This window comes from Enterococcus sp. BWB1-3 (assembly GCF_016745275.1).
Classification (GTDB): Bacteria; Bacillota; Bacilli; order Lactobacillales; family Enterococcaceae; genus Enterococcus_L.
In genome coordinates this window covers 105,187-120,407 of sequence record NZ_JADOEP010000006.1, presented here as the reverse complement: position 1 = coordinate 120,407, position 15,221 = coordinate 105,187, and the positions used below count along the sequence as shown (strand labels likewise).

General features: G+C 33.9%; 13 protein-coding genes and 1 pseudogene. 1 reads left to right on the top strand and 13 read right to left on the bottom strand.

The window, feature by feature from the left end; genetic code table 11:
- Window positions 1-127: 127 nt before the first annotated feature.
- Window positions 128-1,294: a nucleotide sugar dehydrogenase gene (locus IW492_RS06695; RefSeq protein WP_202066806.1), complete on the bottom strand. Its 1,167-nt coding sequence runs from the start codon at window positions 1,292-1,294 to the stop codon at window positions 128-130.
- The gene (locus IW492_RS06690) at window positions 1,291-2,673 is read right to left on the bottom strand and encodes a lipopolysaccharide biosynthesis protein (RefSeq protein ID WP_202066805.1); all 1,383 of its coding nucleotides are present in this window, start codon (window positions 2,671-2,673) and stop codon (window positions 1,291-1,293) included. The genes IW492_RS06695 and IW492_RS06690 overlap by 4 nt, the downstream gene beginning before the upstream one ends.
- Before the next feature lie 331 nt (window positions 2,674-3,004).
- Here IW492_RS06690 and IW492_RS18335 point away from each other — a divergent pair.
- Window positions 3,005-4,174: pseudogene (locus IW492_RS18335) on the top strand (IS110 family transposase).
- 83 nt (window positions 4,175-4,257) lie between these two features.
- Here the strand turns inward: IW492_RS18335 and IW492_RS06680 are convergent.
- Genes IW492_RS06680 through IW492_RS06630 form a run of 11 tightly spaced genes read right to left on the bottom strand, consistent with a single transcriptional unit; the run spans window position 4,258 to window position 15,135 of the window.
- Entirely contained in the window at window positions 4,258-5,451 is a 1,194-nt protein-coding gene (locus IW492_RS06680) for a polysaccharide pyruvyl transferase family protein (protein WP_202066804.1), read from the bottom strand.
- Window positions 5,451-6,626: an O-antigen ligase family protein gene (locus IW492_RS06675; RefSeq protein ID WP_202066803.1), complete on the bottom strand. Its 1,176-nt coding sequence runs from the start codon at window positions 6,624-6,626 to the stop codon at window positions 5,451-5,453. The genes IW492_RS06680 and IW492_RS06675 overlap by 1 nt, the downstream gene beginning before the upstream one ends.
- The gene (locus IW492_RS06670) at window positions 6,610-7,410 is read right to left on the bottom strand and encodes a glycosyltransferase family A protein (protein ID WP_236671818.1); all 801 of its coding nucleotides are present in this window, start codon (window positions 7,408-7,410) and stop codon (window positions 6,610-6,612) included. The genes IW492_RS06675 and IW492_RS06670 overlap by 17 nt, the downstream gene beginning before the upstream one ends.
- Window positions 7,411-7,450: 40 nt before the next feature.
- A complete protein-coding gene (locus IW492_RS06665; RefSeq protein WP_330927528.1) occupies window positions 7,451-8,602 on the bottom strand; it encodes a glycosyltransferase family 2 protein in 1,152 nt (383 codons plus the stop codon).
- 30 nt (window positions 8,603-8,632) lie between these two features.
- Window positions 8,633-9,256 (bottom strand): sugar transferase, encoded by a 624-nt coding sequence (locus tag IW492_RS06660; RefSeq protein ID WP_202066801.1) that lies wholly within the window; start codon window positions 9,254-9,256, stop codon window positions 8,633-8,635.
- Window positions 9,249-10,331 (bottom strand): DegT/DnrJ/EryC1/StrS family aminotransferase, encoded by a 1,083-nt coding sequence (locus IW492_RS06655; protein ID WP_330927551.1) that lies wholly within the window; start codon window positions 10,329-10,331, stop codon window positions 9,249-9,251. The genes IW492_RS06660 and IW492_RS06655 overlap by 8 nt, the downstream gene beginning before the upstream one ends.
- 39 nt (window positions 10,332-10,370) lie before the next feature.
- The gene (locus IW492_RS06650) at window positions 10,371-11,003 is read right to left on the bottom strand and encodes an acetyltransferase (protein WP_202066845.1); all 633 of its coding nucleotides are present in this window, start codon (window positions 11,001-11,003) and stop codon (window positions 10,371-10,373) included.
- Between the two features lie 11 nt (window positions 11,004-11,014).
- Window positions 11,015-12,814 (bottom strand): polysaccharide biosynthesis protein, encoded by a 1,800-nt coding sequence (locus tag IW492_RS06645; protein ID WP_202066799.1) that lies wholly within the window; start codon window positions 12,812-12,814, stop codon window positions 11,015-11,017.
- Between the two features lie 18 nt (window positions 12,815-12,832).
- Window positions 12,833-13,597: a tyrosine-protein phosphatase gene (locus IW492_RS06640; protein ID WP_202066798.1), complete on the bottom strand. Its 765-nt coding sequence runs from the start codon at window positions 13,595-13,597 to the stop codon at window positions 12,833-12,835.
- A gap of 28 nt (window positions 13,598-13,625) precedes the next feature.
- Entirely contained in the window at window positions 13,626-14,318 is a 693-nt protein-coding gene (locus tag IW492_RS06635; RefSeq protein ID WP_202066797.1) for a CpsD/CapB family tyrosine-protein kinase, read from the bottom strand.
- Window positions 14,319-14,328: 10 nt separating this feature from the next.
- Window positions 14,329-15,135, bottom strand: coding sequence for a YveK family protein (locus IW492_RS06630; RefSeq protein WP_202066796.1), 807 nt, complete (start codon window positions 15,133-15,135; stop codon window positions 14,329-14,331).
- Window positions 15,136-15,221: the final 86 nt, after the last annotated feature.

Genomic DNA, 15,221 nt, shown 5'->3' with positions numbered 1-15,221 from the left:
TTACGCAAGAATCGTTACACTAAATCATTTTCTCACAAATTACTCCACCTAGCAATATTTTTGAAAAATTGGCATGATTTCTTAACACAATTGTAAAATAGGGGATATATGAAAAAGGGGGCAGTGGTTAATCCCTTCTAAATAGGTCTCTGGTATATACTTTAGATTCTACATCTGATAATTCTTTTTCAAAGCGATTGGAAACAATAACATCCGATATTTCTTTAAACTCATCCAGATCACGAATAACTTTAGAGCGATAAAATTCTTCTTCATTCAACGTGGGTTCATAAACCACTACTTCAATCCCTTTTGCCTTCAAGCGTTTCATGACACCCTGAATAGATGAATAACGGAAATTATCAGAATTGGCTTTCATTGTTAAGCGGTAAATTCCTACAACAGACGGATTTTTCACCAGTATTTGTTCAGCAATAAAATCTTTTCTGGTTCGATTGGAATCTACAATAGCACTGATAATATTATTCGGCACCTGATCATAGTTTGCTCTCAACTGTTTTGTATCTTTCGGCAGACAATAACCCCCATACCCAAATGATGGATTATTATAATGTGATCCTATTCTAGGGTCCAAACCTACCCCTTCAATAATTTGCTTCGCATCAAGCCCTCTTGATTCAGCATACGTGTCAAGTTCGTTGAAATAAGCCACCCGAAGTGCCAAATAGGTATTCGAAAACAGCTTGATTGCCTCTGCTTCGGTAGAATGTGTTAAAAGGATCTGAGCATTCTTTTCTACAGTATTTCTTAAAAGCATACTTGCGATTTTTTGGGCTCTATCAGAACACTCGCCCACAACAATTCGAGAAGGATAAAGATTATCATATAGAGCTTTTCCTTCACGTAAAAATTCCGGTGAAAAAATAATATTTTCAGTTTGATACTTCTCTTTTAGGGTTTGAGTATAGCCCACTGGAACAGTTGATTTAATGATAAATACCGCTTCTGGTTTAATTGCAAGTGCTTGTTCGATGACACTTTCTACAGTCGATGTGTTGAAATAATTTTTCTTCTCATCATAATCTGTTGGCGTTGCTATAATCAAATAGTCACCAAACATAACTGCCGCTTCAAAATCCTTTGTAAACTCTACATTTAAATCATTACGCTTCATAAACTCATATATTTCTTTATCTTCCAATGGTGACTGCTTACGATTCAGCAGATCAATTTTTTCATCAACAATATCGTAAGCCATCACTTTTTCACTCTGTGACAAGAGCAATGCGTTAGCCAGGCCTACGTAGCCTAAGCCGAAAATTGAGATGTTCATCTGTTTTCTCTCTTTCTTTTAATAATAAATAGTAAATTCATTAAAATACTCACTAATAATATTACAAGATTAATAAAAAATTCACATACAAGTGAAAAGGACATATACAATATACTTACATTTAGCAACAAAAATATACAATTTAATACAATTTCTTTTAAGTACAAATGTATATCTACAAATTTTTTTGTATCTTTAACACGATACAACCACATAATAAAAAAACATAAAAACATAGAAAAGCAAGCACCATAAATTCCTATTTTTGGAATGAATAGAGCATTAATACCAACACTTACAATTCCTCCTAATACAGAACTTACCAATACTCCCTTTGTTTTCTTAGCAGCAATATATGTAGTTCCAAAAAAACTAGAAAAGCTAGAAAATAATACTCCTAATAATAATAATGAAACATACCTCCAAACTATATGGTATTCATCTCCCAAAAAAGTAAAAATAACAGGCTTCACAATAACTAAAATTACACCAGTCATAATAAACATTAACTTGGAAAAATAATCAAATACAGAAGTATAGAATTTTTTATTTTCTTCAGCATTAAATTCTTCTATTGCAGACATTTGCCATGCTTGAAAAAAAATAGTTTGAACTATGGACAAGACAGTAGGAATTTTAGTTGCAACTGCATAAATACCATTACCAGAAACTCCAACGAAAAACAAAATAAAGTACCTACTTGATGCATTGATTATCCACCACATAAATGAGTTAGGTATCAATGGAAAACTAAAAATTAGCATCCTTTTAGTAGTTTGAAAATCTAAAATATATTTACAAAAAAAGAACTCTTTTGAGGAGATTATTAGAAAAACAATTGAAATAAAACTAGATATAATTATAGATAATAGATAACCATATAAATTCATATTAAATTCTCCAATAAAAAGAAGATTAAGTATAACCAAAAACACAGATACAAGCAGTCCATTAATCGCATAAATTTTTACTTTACCAATACCTCTGGTAAATTGAGCAAGAATATTTTGAATTGCCTGAACAGCCACAATCCCAATCATATAACCAATATACTCTACATTAAAAATAATTTTTATTAACAATAGGAAAATAAGTGTTATAGTAAGAGCCATCCCGCCTAAAAATAAGCTATTACTAAGAATTATATTATTTTCATATTCTTTGTCCATAACAAACCTCAATGTTGCCTCATGAATACTTAAAGTAGCAATAGGTAACAACATATTTGTAGTTGTTGTTATTAAATCTGCTGTTCCATAGCTTGTAGTCGACATATGGAAAGTATAAAAAGGAACCATCAATAGTATAAGAATCTTACTCCCGAAATTTCCTATTCCAAATATTAGTGAATTAGAAAGTAACTTCTTATATTTATTCATATTTATAATCATTCCTTTCGCGTTCCGCTCAAGGCACAACACCGTATAAAAAATACGCTGTTCCTTGCAGAATTCTTCTTGTATTTATAATAAACTTTTCTTGAAAAAGCCTGTATACACTACAAATCACGGGAAGGTGAGTAAGTGCGAAGTTCCACTTTTCGACCTTATATACTTATATGTGTAGCTTGGCTTTTCAAGTACAACTAACTGTGACTCTGAGCACGTAAACTTATTTTTGAATAAGAGACTCGTTTGTGTAAAGCCTCGCAGTCCCTGCACTGTTCTTCTTCTAAATTTTTTTTGAAAGGAGTTTCTCACGATGTAAAAAATCGTGCACCAAAACTGTTGTGGTATTGATGTCCACAAAACGTTCGTTATCGCTGTTATCGCAATCACTGACAACCAAGGAATTACTCAGTATATAACGCCGTCTCTTTTCGACGTTTACGAACTCGTTAATTGAGCTGAAGAAATGGCTTGAGTTTCACTCTTGTTTCCATCTTTGTATGGAATCTACCGGCATATTGGATACCCGTCTATAATGTTCTTGAAGATGAGATGGATAGCTATCTGGTTCATCAAAAATATGTCAAAGCAATTCGAGGAAAAAAGACAGATAAGAAAGATGCGCAATGGATCGCTGATTTATACAAACATGATTTAGTCGCTGGGCTTTTTATTCCACCCGCTAAAATCCTTCAGTTACATGACTTGTTTCGCTATCGAATGAAACTGACCTATCTTCAAACAAGTGAAAAAACTCGTTATCAAAACTGTCTCACTTGGCATAATCTTCAAATTGCCAGTATCGTTTCCGATGTCTTTAGAATATCTGTTCAGAAAATTATTCAGAGTGTTCTGGACAAGCCGAATGAGAAACCTGATATCGCTACAATAATTCACCGTTATATGAAAGCATCTGTTGAAGAACTAGAGTACTCCATGGAAGGCGAGTTATCTGATGAACAAGCAGAAAAGCTGCGTGTCATCAAAGCTCACTACGACGCCATTACCTTGTGTAAAAATGACCTTGAAGAACTGATCACCGAGTTAGGCAAAGAATAGGCACACCAACAAGCGTTAATTCAAACAATTCTAGGATTTAAGCAGACATTAACAGCGTTACGAGTGCTTTCAGAAATCGGTATTGATATGAATCAATTTCCGACCGCTGGTCACCTTTTTTCTTGGGCTGGAGTATTTCTAAAGGTGGACATTACCTCAAATCTTTATTGGTTGAAGTAGCCAATGCCGTGGTACGATCTGAAAAATACCCCGAGCACCGGAGTATCTCCAACTTAAGAAACGTAGAGGACACAAGAAAGCCATTATTGCGATTCCTCACCGTCTACTTGTGACTACCTACCACGTTCTTAAAAAAGATAAAGTTTACAATCCAACACTTTATCACTATCAAGAATATGGTGCACCTAACAAACAATTGTCTGTTGAAGAAGCGATTCAATTTGCGAAAAAGTATGGGTTTCAAGTTGCTTAGTTCAGTATAGACTAAACAAGCTATTTAAACCCTTCTCTTTAGTATTGTCTTTTTTCTGCTATTATGGGTTTGACTCTTTTCTTTTATTTTTTAAACTTTTTTACCTCAGAAAGAATTTTCAAGTTAATAATAAATCTTTCTTTACAACTAGATTTAAATTCTTCTAATTTCTCAATTTCCAGACTGCTATTCTCTAATTTTCTTTTTAAGGATTTTACTATGTTATCAGTATGTCGTTCTAGCTCTGCTATTTCAAATGATGACTCTGAATCTCTCATTAATTTAAACATTTCAGTGACTTTTTGTTGCCAAGAAATACCAACGATCGGCACTCCTTGGGAAACAGCTACTATCATTGAATGCATTCTTGTTCCTAATAAAACGTCTATTTCATTATAAAAAGTTATCAATTGTTCTTTAGTAGAAATCTTTCTAAGTTCAATGTTTTTATTCCCCTTAACCATATTATATAAATCTTTTACAGCTTCATAATCTCTTGGTTCTGAAGAAAATAGTAAAATATCATTATCTGGAATTTCACTTCGCAACCTTTCAATAATACTTTTCATTTCTTCAAGATATTTTTTATATTCTTTTTGCTTAATATTATTCAATCTATAATCAATAACACATATCCCTATAGCGTTACTGACTTGTTTTATCTTTTCATTTTCTAAAAAAAATACTGGATCAACAGAAAGATGAACATGGGTAATATTTTTCCCATATTCATAAGATTTATTATCTCTTACCGTAACAAAATCACATTTTTGAATCACTGCTTGTGTTCCTTGCTCTTGATTACTTGTTTGAAAAGGTCCCAACCCTACACACATCATCATTACTTTTGTATTATATTGATGTGCTATATTAACTATGTACTCATAACGCTCAAAATTTTTAGAATTTCTACTTAAATCGAATATTGTATTTCCACCGCCAATTATTAACAAATCCGCTTCTTTTAAGTCATTTAAAAATTCAGATTGCACTATATTATTTTTCATTTTTTTATAGTTTTTATAAGTATGCATTTTATCAATCAAATAAAAATTTCTAAAATAATCTTTATATACCTTTTTTAAATAAGATTCTAAATTTGCTTTAGAATTCAAAAAAAAGTAATCCTGATCATCATTAAAAGAATAATTTTTTTGAAAACTATAACTGTAGGTGATTACACTACCATATTTCTCACAAGTCTTAATTATTTGCTTCACAATCAATTGATCTCCAAAGTTAGAACTGTTTGTAAAGCTTAATAGTAAAATTTTCACTATAGTACCCTCTCCAGTCGATTCGAATCATATCGAATAATTATCATCACAAACACAAATATAAACATCGAATCTTGAACGAAATAAGTTCCTACTGTTGAACGAATTAAAAAAGATGTCATAAACAGTATTAATAATCCATCTCGTCCATTATTAATTGATAAATACCTTTTTGTCGCTATAAAATAATTAATACCAAAAAAAATTAATATTAGAATACCAATAACTAATCCAAAGGTCAACAAACTTTCTAATACAAAATTGTGTGCGTGGTAATAAAATCCATTAGTCAAAAAACGAGTTATCCCAACTCCATTAGGTAATCCAGAAGTTTTTTTTAAGTAATCCCAAACAATTGGGTAAATATCATCTCTACCACTATCATAAACTGTCTGCTTATTACTAAGATCACTAATAAATAATGATAAATTTCTTGAATTAACCCCTAATTTATTTGAAATCTGTTGAATATTAATTAATATACTCAATAAATTAGCATATATATAGTATCCTACTCCTAATATAATAGTTACTAATAAATAAAACTTAATTTTTTTATTTTTCGAAAAAATAATCATAGTTATTAATAATTCGATAAGAGTAGTCACAAATACTGATCTTGACCCCATTACTAGACAGACTAGTAAATTGATTATAACAAATATGAGATTAGAATTACTTTTTTCTTTAGTAAAATAGCCATACCATAAAAAGAGACAATTTAAATGTGTAACATAACCAACATCATAATAACTTATATACTTCCCTAAATACAGAAAAATATAAGCTGGGAGAAGAAAAGTTAAAAACTTTGCTAAAATGTTCAAATATGTTAAATATGTATCAAAATTTAATTTTTCTGTTCCTAAAAAGAAACTGCCCCCTAAATAAACAGTAAAAAAATTAAAATATACAGGGACTACATAAGATAAATTATTAGTCAGTATAATATTTATCAATGATAAAATTGCTATAAAGCAAGTAATTAAAATCCATTTTATTGATATTTTATTCGTGTTAAAAATTATCAACAAAATAAAAAGCAATATATATGACATTCTTATCAACATATATATTTGTCCCTCATGCAAAAGGAGAGAAGTTAACTTACACAAAGATTCTAGATAAACTAAAAAACAACCTAAAATAAGGAAAAAATTATTTTTTGTCAGCAAATTTTCTACCCCCTCTTTTCATTATTTTATAAAGCTGAAATTTCGATTTGCCTAACCCTTTGAAAAGCTTCCCTCTTCTTATCACAAATTGCCATAATAATAATTTATAAAATCTCTTATTAATTTGAAAAAACAGAGCTCCTTTTTGTTCAAGAAATTGCTCATTATACCCTGTAAACCAAGAGGACTCTTCATTATAAACATCTGCAATTATATCTTTAATAGCATAAACTTTCATTTTTTTCTTTAATACATCTGATAAGAAAAGTGAGTCTTCTCCAGATCCATTACCAGTTCCTCCACCAAAAAGTAGAGAGAATGAAATTCTATGTCTTAAAATTGACTGTCTTTTAAAAGTAAACGTAACAGTACCATATTTTTGGTAGTTCCATATCCGTACTCTGGAATTCTTTTTTACTTTCTTTGTGATATTTCCATTTTGGTGAATCCTCACATTAAAAATTAACATATCAGCATCAGAATATTTTTTATAAGCTTGCTGAATAATTTCAGCATAATTATCTACATACACCATATCATCATCAGCCATGATACAAATATCTGCTCTAGAGCGCATAAATCCAGAATTCCGACTCAATCCAACTCCTTTTTCAAAAAAAGTCATACCATATATACTAACCGATTCATAATTTAATTTTTCAGTCACTAACTGAGAATACTCCGCTTGATTTACAATTATTGCATCGGTATCCAAATTCATATCTTTATATAGCTGTTTGTAATCAGTACAGTTTAAAGTCGATACTATAACCTCTAATTTCATTATTGTACCTCCCAAATTAAGTCTTATAATTATAAAATCATTACCTCGTACTCTCCGCTTTTTCCCAAAATGGTTTCGACTTGCCTGTAAGTTCTTTAAATGCGCCAAGAAATTGTGCTGCAATAGTCAAGCAATAGTAATAAGGTAGTCGTAAAAAATTTTTTCTAGATTTTCTCAATATATATGCCGACAGATAAAATACAGTTTGAGCAACTATTAATAACAGAATCCAAGTATATTGAGTTTGTATACAGGCCATCCAGCTAATAATATAGAATAAACTATGAAATAGATATAGATTATTTCTACATGCTCGATGAGAAAAATAGAAAAATGAAAACCAACCATATTTAAAGATATTATACTTATTAAAGTCTACAAAGTTAATAGCAATAATTTTCCTAGACATTCTTACTTTTCTTTGGAATTCATCTGAATCGTTTTCTCCGGCCTTTTCATAAGCAATAGCATCTGGATTATACACTGCCCGCTTATGCATTAGAACAAACTTTGGTGGAAAAATACTGTCATGGCTATAAATTGGATTAATCCTAATATATTCTTTTTTTCTAATAGCATATATACTCCCATTACCAGCAGTGATTGAACCAATATCTGATTCTACTTGTCGCATCTTCATATCCAAGTTCCAATATGCCGACTCGGATTGGCTGGTAGCAGACGTCTCATCGTTAGCATAAATCAATTGACCGGCAACATAACCTACAGAAATATCAGAGAGATAAAGAACAAGTTCTTTAACAGCATTTCTCTTTAACATCGAGTTAGCATCTGTCATCACTAGTACTTCTCCTTTAGCAATATTAACTGCTTCATCTTGGGCATTTGTTTTCCCTTTTCTTTCTTTTACCCGATACAATATGATTCTATCGGGAAATTCATTTATCAAACTTTCAACAATGTTTTCCGTAGTATCCGTACTATTATCTGAAGCAACAATAATTTCTAATTTTTCTTTTGGATATTCCAAACACAGCAAATTTCTAATTTTTTTTTCAACGACCTTTTCTTCGTTGTGCGCTGGAATAATAATACTGACACTTGGAAAATAGGAATTGTTAAAATTAATACTTTTATGAGGAATGATCTTATCCAGAATCAATAATAAAAGCGGATACCCAACCATTGTATAAACAATTAAACACCCTAATAAAAACAATAAAATAATCACACAATTCTCCTTGTCAACTAACTTTTTATACTACTCTTTATTTCCTTGAAACTTTTCCATAGTTTCTGTTAAATTATCACTAATACCGTCTCTAATAAAAACTTTTTGAATAGTTTTGATAATAGTAACTGCATCCATTTTTAAAGTAATATTGTCTACATACATCAAATCATATTCAAACTTATCTTCCCAGCTAATCGTATTTCTTCCATTTACCTGAGCCAAACCAGTCAAGCCTGGTCGAACATTGTGTCTTCTTTTCTGTTCCTCATTATAAAGTTTAAGATACGCTACTAACAAAGGACGCGGACCTACAATAGACATATCTCCTTTGAGGATATTCCATAGCTCAGGCAATTCATCCAGACTTGTCGAACGAAGAAGTTTGCCAAATTTAGTTAATCGTATATCATCTGGAAGCAGCTGTCCATCCTCATCTTTTTCATCTGTCATGGTTCTAAACTTATACATGGAAAAAATTGTTTCATTTAATCCCGGTCTTTCTTGTTTAAAAATAATCGGACTACCTAATTTTACTCTTACCAGTATAGCAACAATCAGAAAAATCGGACTTAATAAAATCAATGCAATTAAAGATAAAATAAAATCCACCGGGCGCTTCAGCCACTTTTCATAGAATCCTTTTTTATTCACTTTCCAATACCTGCCTAATCACATTTGTTACACGGTAAAGCTCTTCCATAGTCATCTTCGTGTCCGAAGGTAAGCATAACCCGTTTTCGAATAATTTTTGTCCTATATCTCCGCCAATGTAATCATATTTTTCATAATATGGCTGTAAATGCATAGGCTTCCAGATTGGTCGAGCCTCAATATTCGCTTCGTCTAAAGCATTCATAATAACTTCTGGTGAAATTCCCTTCAACATAATACAACTCAACCAAAAATTAGGTTCATTCCAGTCATTTTCGGGCATGAATGAGACTTGTTCAAATGACTTAAGCTGCTGTTTATAAAAATTATAGATTTCATTCTTTTTCTTTACTCGCTCATCAAGTACTTTTAACTGCCCTCTGCCTATCCCTGCTACAATATTACTCATGCGGTAATTAAAACCTAGCTCACTATGCTGATAGTGTTTTGCCTGATCTCTGGATTGTGTTGCCCAAAATCGAACCTTCTCAACCTTTTCTTTAGCTTTGGAAACAAGCATTCCACCACCTGACGTTGTGATAATCTTATTCCCATTGAAGGAGTACACACCATATTTCCCAAATGTTCCTGTCATTTGTCCTTTGTATGTTGTCCCTAAAGACTCGGCTGCATCTTCAATCAGCGTAACGCCATACTCATCACAGATCGCTTTTATCTCATCAATATCCGCAGATAAACCATATAGGTGAACAACAATTACAGCTTTTGTTTGAGGATATTTTTCCAATGCTTTTCTTAAATGGACTGGACTCATATTCCAGGTCTTTTCATCACTATCAATAAATACTGGAATTGCATCTTGATAGATAATTGGATTTGCTGTGGCGGAAAAAGTCAATGACTGGCATATCACAATATCATCTTTTTCTACTCCAGCTGCCTTCAAAGCTAAATGAATGGCAGCAGTCCCTGATGACAATGCCGCTGCATGATCTATACCGACCATTTCAGCTAATTCTGTTTCAAATTTATCAACGTTTTCTCCAAGCGGTGCGATCCAGTTTGTATCAAAAGCTTTCTGTACAAATTCTTTTTCAAATCCTTCATCACTCATATGAGGAGAAGACAATAATATTCTATCTGACAAATTTCATCACCTCCCACTAATTACTCTGCCGGGAACCCCGACAACTTTTTCACTATCTCTTACATCTTTTAATATAACGGAGCCTGCCCCAATGATTGTTGCTTCTCCAATATGAATGTTCTGTATAATCTGACTACCTACACCAATTTCAGATTTACTTTTTATATGAACGTTCCCTGATACATTTACGGATGGATATAGTGCATTAAAATCTTTCATTTTAACATCGTGGCCAATTGTACAGCCTATATTAATCATATTAAAACCTCCAATAGCAATATCTGCTGTAAATGTTGTGTACGGCATAACGATATTTCCTTCACCAAACTCTACATTTATTCCAATAAGAGCTGTTGGATCAATCAAATTTGGAAACTCATAGCTTCCACAATACTTCTCAATGATTTTTTTATACACCTCAAATTTGAAATTAGGATTCGCTATTCCAAATGCAATACATGTTTCAGCAGGCATATTTTGAATATCTTTAATTTTCCCAAGTACAGATATTCCGCAAACTGTTTCACCGACTTTATTATCATCTAAAAAACCGAGCAATTCATATTCAGGGAGTCTTTCGGTTAAAAAAGCGACCTCTTTACCGTGTCCGCCAGCTCCGATAATGACCAATTGTTTCATTTTCAAATTCCTCACCTACTCGATTCATTTGCAAACTCTACTAATTTCCTGCTTATTTCTACTTTGTCTTCCGGCAACTGGCCAACAAAAGACATCACAGTATCAATTGAAAAACCGTTTACACTGCCAATAAATATTTTATCATAGACCTGTTCAGCATTCTTTTCTTTGCTTACCAGCAGTTCTTCATACAGCTTTTCTCCCGGACGAATACCTGTCTCAACAATTTCAATTTCATCTTGTTGATAGCCTGACAATTGAATCATATTTTTTGCCAGATCATAAATTTTAACCGGCTCACCCATATCTAAAATAAAGAGTTCCCCGCCTCTTGCCAACGCTCCGGCTTGAATTACCAGACGGCTGGCTTCAGGAATGGTCATAAAGTAACGAGTCATTCGGAAATCTGTAACAGTTACCGGTCCACCTTGCTGAATCTGCTCTTCAAACACAGGGATAACACTTCCTCTGCTTCCAAGAACATTGCCAAATCGTACAGCACAAAATTTCGTATTACCTTCTTCGTTCATTCCTGTCACAATCATTTCAGCGATTCGTTTCGTCGCACCCATTACGTTTGGCGGATTAACAGCCTTATCCGTAGAAATCATAACGAATGTTTTAACCTGCTGCTCTTTAGCTGCTTCAGCTATGTTCTTCGTACCAAATACATTATTCTTCAATGCTTCCACAGGATTTTCTTCCATCAGAGGAACATGCTTATGCGCAGCTGCATGATACACAATATCCGGACGATACTGCTGCATTACATCCACAAGTCTTTGCTTGTCCTGGATATCTGCAATAATCGGAATAATTTCTATTGGCTGCTTTTCATACTTGCAAAATAATTCTCTGTGAATCAGATAAATTGAATTTTCACCATGTCCCAGCAGCAGTAATTGCTTAGGTTTAAATTTCATTATCTGTCGACAAATTTCCGAACCGATGGACCCGCCTGCTCCAGTAACCAAAATCACTTTATCTGTTATCTGCCCTTCCAGCTGATCTACATCCAGTTGAACTTCTTCCCTTCCAAGCAGATCAACAACATTGATCTTTTTCAAACCGGAAATAGTGATATTTCCCGAAGCAAGCTCTTCCAACGCCGGCATGGCATTCACCGGCAATCCCAAAGGAGTAACAATATCCAAAATCCGCTGCAGCTCTTCTCTCTTCAAGGAAGGAATCGCCACTGTCAGCATTTCTATCCCATATTCTTTTACTAGTGTAGGAATAGATTCTGTATTTCCCAACACTCTGATTCCGCCTAAATACATACGGTATTTATCTGATGCATCATCAATGAAACCCACCACTTTAATATCTTTACTAGTTGATGAATTGCTCAAACTTGTCAGTAAAATTCGGCCGCCTTCTCCTGCACCGATAATCAAAGTCTTCCTTGCCTTCGAATCGGAGATATGCTTTCCATTCCTCTTCCATTCAACAATTAGACGCCATACCAAGCGACTGGAAATAATCAAAAAGGTTGTAATCAGATACGCTAGGAATAATGTTCTTCGACTTTTTGAAAAGAGAATGATTACTTCAGCCAACCAGGCAATAGTCGTTGCAGAAAAGATCGCAATCATCTCTTTTAAATTAGTAAACCGATTTATCCGTGTGAATATATTAAAAATAAATCCTAGCGCTATGTAAAAAGCTAACTGTAGTACTGCGCTTAAAATCAAGATGTTGACAGTAATCTCAATATAGGGCGCCATATAAAAATAAGAAAAAATATTTGCCCCAACAATGATCAGAGAATCTATCAACAACAACAAAACTAATTTTTGTTTTCTACTCATCCCTTTTAGCCACTCTTTCTAAAACAATCGGAATTTCTTCCGCCTGATTTCTTTAAACGATAGAATATCTACTTCATCACCATTGAGCACATCTCGTGCACAGAATTCCATCGCAGTTACTTTTCTTTTCCCAAAATCATTTGCTATCTCTTCAAATGCCCGTTTCATAAAAAAGTTCCTTCTTCGCACATTGTGTGCATCTGAGGCCATCATATGAACTAAATTATTCTCCACCATTTGTTTTGCCGTATTCTCAACTTCTCTTCCAAAGATACCGATATAACTGGGGGCAGTCATTTGTGTCAATGTACCCAGTTCAATAAATGGGATCAAACGGTTCGGGTCTTCAATAAACCTCTGATTCCGCTCTGGATGGACAATAATCGGACGATGTCCCATGGCAATCAAATCAAGGAAAAGGCGTTCGGCATACACCGGAATTTCATTTGCAGGAAATTCTATTAACAAATATTTGTTATTTAAATCAACAAATAAAATTTTTCCTGCTTTGATCTGTTCCGGCAGATCGCCGCTGATACGGACTTCCTGACCTTCATACAGCGTAATGGGAATCTGTCTCATATCCAGCAGATTTTGCAACTGATGTACCTGTAAAATAACATTTTCTGCAGGATTGTCATACTTTCCATTATTGTGATGGGGAGTACATAGAAGATGCTCTATTCCCTGTGCTGCGGCTGACTCAGCCATTGCGACAGCCTCTTCCACTGTTTGAGCTCCATCGTCGATTCCCGGTAAGATATGACAATGTAAATCAATCATCTGAACCCCTCCTGTTAATTAAAACATATTAGCCGTAATAATAGCCCTGATCTGACGATTTTCTTGAACCATTATAAACAACGCCCAAAAGGTTGGCATCCACATAGTTCAGTAAATTCTTCGCCTTTTTCAACAAGTCTCTGTTAGTTACATTCTCCCTTGCAACAAGCACTGTGCCATCTACTTTTGAAGCCAAAACCTGCGCATCCGTAACTGTAACAATCGGAGGCATGTCAAATATGACTAAATCATAATTTCTTTCCAAAAGCTCCAGCAGTTTGCCCATTCTGACAGAGCCTAAAAGCTCTGAGGGATTTGGCGGCTTTGGACCGCTTGGCAGAACAGACAGATTAGGTACGCCGGAATTTTGGATAATTTGATCCAGGTTCACCTGTGGTCTCCCAAGAATATTGCTCAGCCCATCTGAATTTGAAAGGTTAAATGTTTTCGCTACTGTTGGTTTTCTCATATCTGCATCTGCCAGCAATACCCGCTTCCCCGAGCTCGCAAAAACCACAGCCAAATTCGCTGCTGTCGTGGATTTCCCCTCCCCGGGACCTGACGAAGTAATAACGAGGGTACGCATCTCTTGATCCATCATGGAATACTGAATATTTGTACGGATCGTCCGATATTGTTCTGATACAGGTGAAGCCTTATCTGCCAAAGTAATCAAACTTACACCTTGTTCACTGACTGAATTTTTATAGTTTCTTGTCATGTCTTCTCTCCTATACTCTTTTCCGTTTTCTGCGCAAAGGCTGATTATCAGATGGTTGGACATTTTCACTGAACTCCCTGTATTCTGCATTCTGATAGTCGGAATTAACAGCGGCTCTTGCAATTCTTACATTCAATTCTTTCGACGTCATATTTTGTACGGCACCTAAAAGAGGCAGCCCCAGGTCTTCTGTGATAAACGCTTCATCCTTCAATGTTCTATCAAAGAATTCCATAATAAATGCGAACAATATCCCCAGCATCAAACCGCCAACTAAACCGATGACCAAGTTCAACTTATTATTCGGAGAAACAGGAGTTGTATTTGCCGATGCATTTGAAATCACCGATATCTTGTCAACACTTAGTGTATTGTGCGCAGTTTCCTGAAAAACAGCAGTGATCTGATTTGCAATACGCTCGGATAAAATAGGATTATCTGTGGTCGAACTGATGGAAAACATCTGAGAATTCTGAGATTGTTTTACCGACAGACTATTTTTTAATTTTGAAATCGAAACATCCTGATTGTATTCCTCTTTGATTTTTTGCTGAACCACATTTATGACTGTATCACTGGTAATCAGATCTTTATATGTATTAATCATCTGCAGGTTGGCATTAATATCATTGACATTGGTCGCTTCACTTTGTGGAAGCCGTACAATCAACTGTGCTTGTGAACTGTATTTTGGCGTAATCACTAAAAAGGTTAATACACCTGCGGCACTGATACCAACAACCATGCAAAAAATAATTAATAACAGTCGTTTTTGTAAAATTCTAAAGATATCTTGTAAACTTATTATCTCTTCCATTATTTCCTCCTGATGATACATTAAAATAGTATATTTATAAATAAATGAACAACAAACTATTCGCCGAAATACCTTGTTGTTCCAAT

What these genes read in the sequence shown, in the direction of transcription:
- IW492_RS06695 (WP_202066806.1), bottom strand. Translation starts at nt 1,294, where the DNA reads ATGAACATCTCAATTTTCGGCTTAGGCTACGTAGGCCTGGCTAACGCA.
- IW492_RS06690 (WP_202066805.1), bottom strand. Translation starts at nt 2,673, where the DNA reads ATGAATAAATATAAGAAGTTACTTTCTAATTCACTAATATTTGGAATA.
- IW492_RS06670 (WP_236671818.1), bottom strand. Translation starts at nt 7,410, where the DNA reads ATGAAATTAGAGGTTATAGTATCGACTTTAAACTGTACTGATTACAAA.
- IW492_RS06655 (WP_330927551.1), bottom strand. Translation starts at nt 10,331, where the DNA reads ATGAGTGATGAAGGATTTGAAAAAGAATTTGTACAGAAAGCTTTTGAT.
- IW492_RS06650 (WP_202066845.1), bottom strand. Translation starts at nt 11,003, where the DNA reads ATGAAACAATTGGTCATTATCGGAGCTGGCGGACACGGTAAAGAGGTC.
- IW492_RS06645 (WP_202066799.1), bottom strand. Translation starts at nt 12,814, where the DNA reads ATGAGTAGAAAACAAAAATTAGTTTTGTTGTTGTTGATAGATTCTCTG.
- IW492_RS06640 (WP_202066798.1), bottom strand. Translation starts at nt 13,597, where the DNA reads ATGATTGATTTACATTGTCATATCTTACCGGGAATCGACGATGGAGCT.
- IW492_RS06635 (WP_202066797.1), bottom strand. Translation starts at nt 14,318, where the DNA reads ATGACAAGAAACTATAAAAATTCAGTCAGTGAACAAGGTGTAAGTTTG.
- IW492_RS06630 (WP_202066796.1), bottom strand. Translation starts at nt 15,135, where the DNA reads ATGGAAGAGATAATAAGTTTACAAGATATCTTTAGAATTTTACAAAAA.